This window comes from Nocardia sp. NPDC004722 (assembly GCF_053601505.1).
Genome location: NZ_JBSGBY010000292.1, coordinates 1 through 10,440, shown reverse-complemented (window position 1 = coordinate 10,440; position 10,440 = coordinate 1). Strand labels below are relative to the sequence as shown.

Sequence of the window (10,440 nt, the reverse complement as noted above, 5' to 3'; positions counted from 1 at the left end):
AGGTCGTCGACTGCGACTCGACCATCGACGCCGAACTCGTCTACGCGACGGATCTTTTCGACGCCGCTTACGCGGATGTGTTCGCGCAGCGTTTCGTCGGCATGCTCACCGCCGTGGCCGCCGACCCGACCCAGCTGGTCGGCGAGGTCGAGCTGCTCAGCGACTGCGAGCGCCGCAAGCTGCTGGTCGGCTGGAACGAGACCGCGTTCGAGCTGGACGCCGCCCTGCCGGAGGTCACCGAAGGCGCCGCGGCGACGCTGGTTTCGCTGTTCGAGGCCCAGGTGGCGCTGACCCCCGACGCGACCGCGGTCACGTACGAGGGGACGAGTCTGTCCTACGCCGAGTTCGCGGCGCGGGTCCGCAAGCTCGCGCGCTGGCTCATCGCCGAGGGCGTCGGACCGGAATCCTTTGTGGCGCTGGGCATGCGCCGCTCCATCGACCTGGTCTCGGGCATGTACGCGGTGACCGTCGCGGGTGGCGCGTACGTGCCGCTGGATCCGGATCACCCGGCCGAGCGCACCCAGTACATCCTCGAGACCGCGCAACCGGTCTGCGTACTGACCTCCGGTGACGACCTGGAAGGCGTTGAGGCGCGCCAGGTTCGGATCGACGAGCTGGAGCTGTCGGAGTTCGCCGACGGTCCGGTCACCGATGCCGAGCGGCTCTCGCCGCTGCGTCCGGGCAATACCGCCTACGTGATCTTCACGTCCGGTTCGACCGGACGCCCGAAGGGTGTCGCGGTCTCGCACGCCGCGATCGTCAACCGTCTCGTCTGGATGCACGCCCAGTACGGGCTGGCCGCCTACGACGTGGTGTTGCAGAAGACGCCGTCGACCTTCGACGTGTCGGTGTGGGAGTTCTTCTGGCCCTTGCAGGTCGGCGCGCGCCTGGTGGTCGCCAAGCCGGACGGCCACCGCGATCCGGCCTACCTGGCCGAGATCATCGTCCGCGAGGGCGTCACGGTCACCCACTTCGTGCCGTCCATGCTGGCGGTCTTCGTGGCCGAACCGGCCGCGGCCGAATGCGTCAGCCTGACCAATGTCTTCGCCTCCGGTGAGGGCCTGCCCGCGCCGACCGCGCAGAAGCTGCGGCAGCTGACCGGTGCGCGCCTGCACAACCTGTACGGCCCGACCGAGGCCGCCGTCGACGTCACCTATCACGAGGTCGTCGACGCCGATGTGGCGTCGGTGCCGATCGGTGCGCCGGTCTTCAACACCCAGGTGTACGTGCTGGATTCGCGGCTGAAGCCGGTTCCGGTGGGTGTCGCGGGTGAGCTCTACCTCGCGGGCGATCAGCTCGCCACCGGCTACGTGGCCCGGCCCGACCTGACCGCGGATCGTTTCGTGGCCAACCCGTTCGGTGACGGCGCGCGCATGTACCGCACCGGTGACCTCGTCACCTGGACGGGCAACGGCGAGCTGGAGTACCTGGGCCGCACCGACTTCCAGGTGAAGCTGCGCGGCCTGCGCATCGAGCTGGGCGAGATCGAGTCGGCGCTGACCGCGCTGGCGTCGGTCGCGCAGTCGGTGGTCGTGGTCCGCCACGACGAGCGCACCGGCGATCAGCTGGTCGCCTACCTCGTCGCCGCCGACGGCTCGCTGGATGTCGATGCCGTGCGGGACGCGATCGCCGAACAGCTCCCGGCCTACATGGTTCCGGCCGCCTTCATGGTGCTGGACGCCTTCCCGCTCAATGCCTCCGGCAAGCTGGACCGCAAGCAGCTGCCCGCGCCGACCTTCGCGGCGCGCACCTACCGTGCGCCCGTCACCCCGGTGCAGCAGACCGTCGCGGGCACCATCGCCGACGTGCTCGGCCTGGAGCAGGTCGGCCTGGACGACGACTTCTTCGAGCTCGGCGGCAACTCGCTGATCGCCACCCAGGTGATCGCGCGCCTGTCCGCGGCCCTCGACGCCGACATCCCGTTGCGCGCGCTGTTCGAGGCCACCACGGTGGTTTCGCTGGCCGCGCAGCTGGAATCGCGGGTCGGTACGGGTGCGCGCGCGGCGCTGGTCGCGCAGGAGCGGCCCGAGCTGGTGCCGCTGTCGCTGGCGCAGCAGCGGATGTGGTTCCTCAACCGCTTCGACAGCCGCACCGCCGTGAACAACATCCCGGTGGCGCTGAAGCTCACCGGTGCCGTGGATCTCGACGCCTTCCGCGCCGCGATCGGTGACGTGCTGGCGCGGCACGAGTCGCTGCGGACCGTGTACCCCGAGGTCGAGGGTGACGGCTACCAGCGGATTCTGCCGGTGTCCGAGGTGGAGTTCGAGGTCGGCGCGGAGCCGGTCACCGCGGGCGGGCTCACCGCTCGCATCGTCGGGTTGGCGAGCGTCCACTTCGACGTCACCCGCGAACTACCCTTCCGCGCGACGGTCCTCAGCCTGAGCGATACCGAGCACGTGGTCGTGCTGGTGCTGCACCACATCTCCGCCGACGGCGCGTCGCTGCGTCCGCTGCTGCGGGATGTGGTGGCCGCCTACCTGTCCCGGGCTGAGGGCGAGGCTCCGGCCTGGTCGCCGCTGCCGGTGCAGTACGCCGACTACACGCTGTGGCAGCGCGAGATCCTCGGCGCGGAAACCGATTCCGAGTCGATCGCCGCCGCGCAGGTCGCCTACTGGACCGCTCAGCTGGCGGATCTGCCCGAGCAGATCGAGCTGCCCGCCGACCGGCCGCGGCCGGAGGTCGCCACCAATGCCGGTGGCACGCATGACTTCTCGATCGACGCCGAGCTGCACCGCGCCCTGACCGGCGTGGCCCGCGAGCACGACGTCACCCTGTTCATGCTGGTGCACGCCGCGCTGGCCACGTGGGCGTCGCGCCTGTCGCGGGCCACCGATATCGCCATCGGCACCCCGATCGCCGGTCGCGGCGAGCGTGCGGTGGACGACCTGGTCGGCATGTTCGTCAACACTTTGGTGCTGCGCAGCGAGGTGCGCCCGGACGCCGCCTTCCGCGACCTGCTGGCCCAGGTGCGCCGCACCGACCTGGCCGCGTTCGCGCACGCCGACGTGCCGTTCGAGCGGCTGGTCGACGTGCTCAGCCCGGTCCGCTCGCAGGCGCACCACCCGCTGTTCCAGGTGGCGTTGACCTTCGAGGCCGCCAGCGCCAAGGACGCGCAGAACGTATCGCTGCCGGGCCTGGAGCTCGAGGTCGTCGAATTCGACCCGGGCACCGCCAAGTTCGACGTGCAGCTCACCGTGAGCGAGCGCGCCGACGGCTCGCTCGGTCTGTCGTGGAACTACGCCACCGATCTGTTCGACGCCGAGACCGTGGCCTCCTTCGCCGACCGCCTGGTGCGCGTCCTGCGCACGGTCGCCGAGGACCCGGCCGCCCTCATCGGCGATATCGACCTGCTCGGCGAGAGCGAACGCCACGACGTGGCCGAGAACTGGGTCTCGGCGGGCGAGGACATCGGCGACAGCGACGCCACCCTGTCGAGCCTGTTCGACCTGGCCGTGGCCGCCTACCCGCAGCAGGTCGCGGTGCGCTTCGGCGAGGAGGAGCTCAGCTACTTCGAGCTGGACCGGCGCGCGAACGTGCTGGCGCGCAGGCTGATCGCCGAGGGCGCGGGACCGGAATCGCTGGTGGCGGTGCTGCTGCCGCGTTCGGCGGACCTGGTCGTGGCGTTGCTGGCCGTGATCAAGACCGGTGCGGGTTACGTGCCGATGGATCCGACCAACCCGGCCGACCGCATCGCCTACGTGCTCTCGGATGCCAAGCCGACCAGCGTGATCACCGATTCGACCGTGCAGGTCGAGTTGCCGCACGACCTGAACAAGGTGCTGCTGGACGGGTTCTCGCTGGAGGCAGGTGACATCGAGGACGCGGCCGACGCGCCCGTCACCGACGCCGATCGGCGCAGCCCGCTGCGCCCGGACCACGTCGCCTACGTCATCTACACCTCCGGCTCGACCGGCCGCCCCAAGGGCGTGGCCGTGGCGCACCGCAACGTGGTGCGGCTGATGGCCAACACCGATCGCGAGTTCGGTTTCGGGCCCGAGGACGTGTGGACGCTGTTCCACTCCTACGCCTTCGACTTCTCGGTGTGGGAGCTGTGGGGCCCGCTGCTCTACGGCGGCAAGCTCGTGGTCGTCGACTACTACGTGTCGCGTTCGCCCGAGCAGTTCCTGGAACTGCTGCGCCGCGAACGGGTCACGGTGCTCAACCAGACCCCGTCGGCGTTCTACCAGCTGGCGGAGGCCGATCGGATCTCCGCGAGCGACGAGCCGCTGGCGCTGCGCTACGTGATCTTCGGCGGTGAGGCGCTCGAGCTGCGGCGTCTGTCGGATTGGGTTGCCCGCCACGGCGATTCCACCCCGTACCTGGTCAACATGTACGGCATCACCGAGACCACCGTGCACGTGTCGGTGCGGGTGCTCGACGCCGACACCATCGCCGCCGCCACCGGGTCGGTGGTCGGCCGGGCCATCGCGGGCCTGCGGGTGTACGTGCTCGACGACCGCCTGCACCCGGTTCCGGTTGGTGTCGCGGGTGAGATGTATGTGGCCGGACCGCAATTGGCGCGCGGCTACCTGGGCCGCCCGGACCTGTCGGCGACCCGCTTCGTCGCCAGCCCGTTCGGCATCCCGGGTGAGCGCCTGTACCGCTCCGGTGACGTGGCGCGCTGGAACCGTTTCGGCGAGCTGGAATACCTGGGCCGTGCCGACGATCAGGTCAAGGTGCGCGGCTTCCGTATCGAGCTCGGCGAGATCGAGTCCGCGGTGCTGGCGCAGGACGGCGTCACGCAGGCCGCGGTCATCGTGCGCGAGGACCAGCCGGGCGATCAGCGGATCGTGGCGTACGTGGTGCCCGGCGAGGGTGCCGCGGTCGCCGTGGACGCCGTGCGCGACGGTGCCGCCGAACTGCTACCGGCCTACATGGTTCCTTCGGCCGTCGTGGTGCTGGACCGGATTCCGTTGACCGTCAACGGCAAGCTGGACCGCCGCGCGCTCCCGGCCCCGGCCGTGCAGGCGCGGGCCTTCCGTGCGCCGGAGACCCCGATCCAGGAAACCGTGGCCGGTGTGTTCGCCGATGTGCTCGGCCTGGACCGGGTCGGCCTGGACGACGACTTCTTCGATCTGGGCGGCAACTCGCTCATCGCCACCCGCGTGGTGTCGCGTATCGGTGCCGCCCTGGACACCACGGTCGCGGTGCGGACCCTGTTCGAGGCGAGCACGGTCGAGGCTTTGGCCGCCCGTATCGAATCGCATGCCGACGGCGCCTCGCGCGCCAAGCTGGTGGGCCGCGCCCGCACGCCGGGCGAGCTGGTGCCGCTGTCGTTCGCGCAGCAGCGCATGTGGTTCCTCAACCAGTACGACACCTCCTCGGCGGCCTACAACCTGCCGCTGGCGATCCGCCTCACCGGTGAGCTCGACACCGCCGCACTGGAACTCGCGGTCGCCGATGTGGTCCGCCGGCACGAGTCGCTGCGCACCCGCTACCCGGAGCACGGCGGCACGCCGATGCAGGTGGTGGTGCAGGCCGAGGAGATCGCGCTCGACCTGCGGCCGGTCACGGTCACGGCCGAGGATCTGGTCACCACGGTGACGGCGTTCGCGACGCTGGGCTTCAATGTGGCCGAGCAGGTTCCGCTGCGCGCCCGGTTGTTCCGCGTCGGTGGTGAGGACGCCACCGAGCACGTGCTGGTCGTGGTGGTGCACCACATCGCGGGTGACGGCTTCTCCATGTCGCCGCTGGCGCGCGACGTGATGGTCGCGTACACCGCCCGCACCCAGGGCGCGGTGCCCGGCTGGGCCCCGCTGGCGGTGCAGTACGCCGACTTCGCCGTCTGGCAGCGCGAAGTGCTGGGCTCGGAAGAGGATTCGTCCTCGATCATGGCCCGGCAGGTCGCCTACTGGCAGCGGGTGCTCGGCGGCGTGCCCGACGAGCTGGCCCTGCCCACCGACCGCCCGCGTCCGGCCATCGCCTCGCATCGCGGTGCGACGCTGGCGCGGACGCTCTCGCCCGAGCTCATCGCGGGTCTGGAAGACGTTGCCCGGCAGCGCGGTTCGTCGCTGTTCATGGTCATGCACAGCGCTCTCGCGGTGCTGCTGGCCCGGCTGTCGGGTGGCGACGACATCGCCATCGGCACCCCGGTCGCCGGTCGAGGCGAGGCCGCGCTGGACGACCTGGTCGGCATGTTCGTCAACACGCTGGTGCTGCGCACCGGCATCGACCCGGCCGAGTCGTTCACCGATCTGCTGGATCGGGCCCGCCACACCGACCTCGACGCCTTCGGCAATGCCGACGTGCCGTTCGAGCGGCTGGTGGAACTGCTGGCCCCCGAGCGCTCGCAGGCCCGAAACCCGCTGTTCCAGGTCATGCTGGCGTTCCAGAACTTGGATCGCACCAGCATCGAACTGCCCGGGCTAGCGGTGTCGACGCTGGATCTCGCGGAGAACATCTCGCGGTTCGATCTCCAGTTCACGCTGTCGGACGCCGAATCCGGTATGGCACTGGCGCTTACCTATGCCACGGATCTGTTCGACGAGGCCACCGCGGCCGGGTTCGCGCAGCGCTGGGTGCGGGTGCTGGAAGCCGTCGCCGCCAACCCCGAGATCGGGGTCGGCGCGATCGACATCCTGGACGCGGCCGAGCGCACCGATCTGGTCGCCCGCTTCGGCCTGCCCGCCGTCCCGGCGCGCACCCTCCCGGAGCTGATCGCCGACGCCGTCGCCATCGATCCGGCCGCCCCCGCGGTCGTGTTCCAGGGGCGCAGTCTGTCCTACGGCGAGCTGGACTCCCGCTCGAACCGCTTGGCGCGCTTGCTCATCGAGCGCGGCATCGGCACCGAGGATCTGGTCGCCGTCGCGATTCCGCGGTCGGACGACTCGTACTTCGCCGAATGGGCGGTCACCAAGACCGGTGCGGCGTTCGTGCCGGTCGACCCGAACTACCCGGCCGACCGCATCGCGCACATGGTCACCGACTCGGGCTCGCCGGTCGGCTTGACCGTGGCGTCGGTGCGCGCGGACATGCCGGACTCGGTCGAGTGGCTGGTGCTCGACGAGCTGGAGCTGAATGCGTTCGCGGACACCGCGATCGAGGCTTCGGAGCGGGTACGCCCGCTGAGCCCCGAGCACCCGGCGTACGTCATCTACACCTCCGGTTCGACCGGTGTGCCCAAGGGCGTCGTGGTCACCCACGCCGGTCTGGCCAACTTCACCGTCGAGCAGGCCGAACGCTATGCGCTCGATTCCTCCTCGCGGGCACTGCATTTCGCGTCGCCGTCGTTCGACGCGTCGATGCTGGAATTCCTGCTGGCCATCGGCAAGGGCGGCACCCTGGTGGTCGTCCCGCCGGGCACCTACGGCGGCGAGGAGCTCGCCGAGCTGATCCGCCGCGAGCAGGCCACTCACGCCTTCATCACCCCGGCCGCCCTGTCCACCTTCGGACCGGCGGGCCTGGACTCGCTGCGCGTGCTCGTCGCCGGTGGTGAAGCCGTACCGGCCGATCTGGTCGAGAAGTGGGCGGTTCCGTTGGCGGACGGCACGATTCGTGCCTTCCACAACGGCTACGGCCCCACCGAGACCACCATCATGACGAATATCAGCGACGCGCTGGTGCCGGGTGATCTGGTCACCATCGGCGGCCCCATCCGGGGCATGCAATCGCTGATCCTCGACAACCGGCTGCGGCCCGTTCCGGTGGGTGTCGCGGGTGAGCTGTATCTGTCGGGCATCCAGCTGGCGCGCGGCTACCACGCGCGGCCGGGCCTGACCGCCGATCGCTTCGTGGCCAACCCCTACGTCGACGGCGAGCGCATGTACCGCACCGGCGACGTCGTGCGGTGGACGCCGGACGGCCTGGTCGAATATGTCGGCCGGTCCGACTTCCAGGTCAAGGTGCGTGGTTTCCGCATCGAGCTCGGTGAGATCGACGCCGCGCTGGCCTCGCACGAGAGCGTCGACTTCGCGGTCACCGTCGGCCACAAGAACGCCGCGGGCGCGACCTCGCTGGTGTCGTACGTGGTTGCCACGCCGGGTCATTCGATCGATGTCGCGGCCGTGACCGCGCACGTCGAGGGCCGTCTGCCCGCGTACATGGTGCCGTCCTCGGTCATGGTCATCGACCGGGTGCCGCTGACCCCGGTCGGCAAGCTGGACCGCCGGGCCCTGCCCGAGCCGGTCTTCGCGACCGAGGTGGTCTTCCGAGCCGCGCGTAATCCGTTGGAGCACACCATCGCCGAAGTCTTCGCCGAGGTGCTGGGCCTCGAGCGGGTCGGTATCGACGATTCGTTCTTCGCGCTGGGCGGCGACTCGATCGTCTCCATCCAGTTGGTGTCGCGGGCCAAGGCGCGCGGCGTGGTGTTCTCCCCGCGCGACGTGTTCGAGCAGCGCACCGTGTCCGGGCTGGCCGCGGTCGCGCAAACCGCTGACGGCCAGGACGATTCGACGCCGCAGCTGACCGAGCTGCCCGGCGGCGGCGTGGGTGTCATGCCGTTGACGCCGGTGGTGCGGTTCATGGCCGGACGGCCGGGCGAGTTCGGCCGGTTCAACCAGACCATGGCCCTGGAGCTGCCGATCGGCATCGATCGCGCGGGCATCGCCGCCACCGTCGGCGCGGTCATCGACCGCCACGACATGCTGCGGGCGCGCCTGCGCCGGGTGCCGGACGCGGACTGGATCGTCGAGACCGCCGCTGCCGGAACGATCGACGCGGATTCGCTGATCGACCGCACCGAGTTCGACGCCGCCGTCACCGACGCGCAGCTGGTCGAGATCGCCACCGCCGCACTGGATGCGACCCTCGACAAGCTGGATCCGGCTGCCGGACAGGTCATCCGGTTCGTGTGGCTGGAACCGTCGGACAGCTCTCGGGCCGGTCGCGTCGTCGTCGCCGCGCACCACCTCGTGGTCGACGGTGTGACCTGGCGAATCCTGGTGCCGGACTTCGTCGCCGCGTGGGGTCAGCTGTCCGCGGGACAGACTCCCGAGCTGGTCGCCCCGGCCACCTCCATGCGCACCTGGGCGCACGCCCTCGAGCGGGAGGCCGCCACCGACGAGCGCGTCGCCGAGCTGGCGTTCTGGCGTGAGGTCGTCGAGGGCCCGGATCCGCTGCTCACCGAGCGCGCCATGGATCCGGCCGTGGATGTCACCGCGACCATCGCCAAGCATCGCGTCGAGCTGTCGGCCGAGGCCACCAAGTCGCTGCTGACCACCGTGCCCGCGCTGTTCCACGGCGGCGTGAACGATGGTCTGCTGACCGCGCTCGCGTTGGCGGTGGCCAAGTTCCGTGCCGCCAAGGGACTGGGGGAGAAGTCTGCCCTCGTCCGGTTGGAAGGCCACGGGCGTGAGGAAGAGGTCGTGCCCGGTGCCGACCTGTCGCGCACGGTCGGCTGGTTCACCGCGATCTTCCCGGTGCGCTTCGACCTGTCGGGGATCGACGTGGACGCCGCTCTCACCGGCGGTCCCGCCATGGGACGCGCCATCAAGGCCGTCAAGGAGCAACTGCTTTCGGTGCCGGACAAGGGCATCGGTTACGGCCTGCTGCGCTACATGAACTCCGACACCGCCGCGCAGCTGCCCAAGCAGCTGCCGGGCCAGGTCAGCTTCAACTACCTGGGCCGCGTCAACGACGCCGATGTGCCCGAGGCGCTGCGCGGATTCGGCTGGATCCCCGCCGCCGACCTCGCCGATCTGGCCGGGGCCTACGACGCCGACATGCCCGCCATGGCCCCGATCGACATCAACGCCATCGTGACCGGTGACAAGCTGACCGCGAATATCGGCTACCCGAGCACGCTGCTGGGCGCCGAGGAGATCGCCGAGTTCGCGGCGCTGTGGACCGCGGCGCTGGAAGCCGTTGCGCAGCACGCCGAATCGGCGCAGGCCGGTGGACACACCCCGTCCGACTTCGGGCTGGTGCACGTCACCCAGGCCGATATCGACGGCTGGGAGCGCAAGTACGGCGAGCTGAGCCAGGTGTGGCCGCTGTCGGCGCTGCAGGGCGGTCTGCTCTTCCACGCGCAGCTCGCCGCCACCTCGGTGGACGTCTACACCGCACAGGCCGTGCTCACCCTCGAAGGACGGGTGGACGCCGACCGGCTGCGGTCGGCCGCGCAGGCGCTGCTCGAGCGGCACGAAATCCTGCGCACCGCCTACGTCAACGATGCGTCGGGCGTGCCGGTGCAGGTGGTCATCGACGGTGTGAAGGTGGCGTGGACCAACCACGACCTCACCGATATCGCCGATGACGCGGCCCGCGCCGCGCGCGCGGCGGAGATTCTGGCCGCCGATCGGGTGCAGCGTTTCGACCTCACCGAACCGCCGCTCATTCGCTACACGCTGGTGCGCACCGGTTCGGGCAGCTACCAGCTGGCCGTGGCCAACCACCACATCCTGCTCGACGGCTGGTCCATGCCGCTGCTCATGCAGGACCTGCTGGTGCTCTATGCCACGCACTCCGACAGCGCCGTGCTGCCGCCGGTGCGGTCCTACCGCT

At 70.3% G+C, this 10,440-nt stretch carries 1 protein-coding gene; it reads left to right on the top strand.

Annotated elements, in window-relative coordinates; all coding sequences use genetic code 11:
• A partial coding sequence (locus tag ACWELQ_RS25865; protein ID WP_452399636.1) for an amino acid adenylation domain-containing protein occupies positions 1–10,440 on the top strand: 10,440 nt, incomplete at both ends.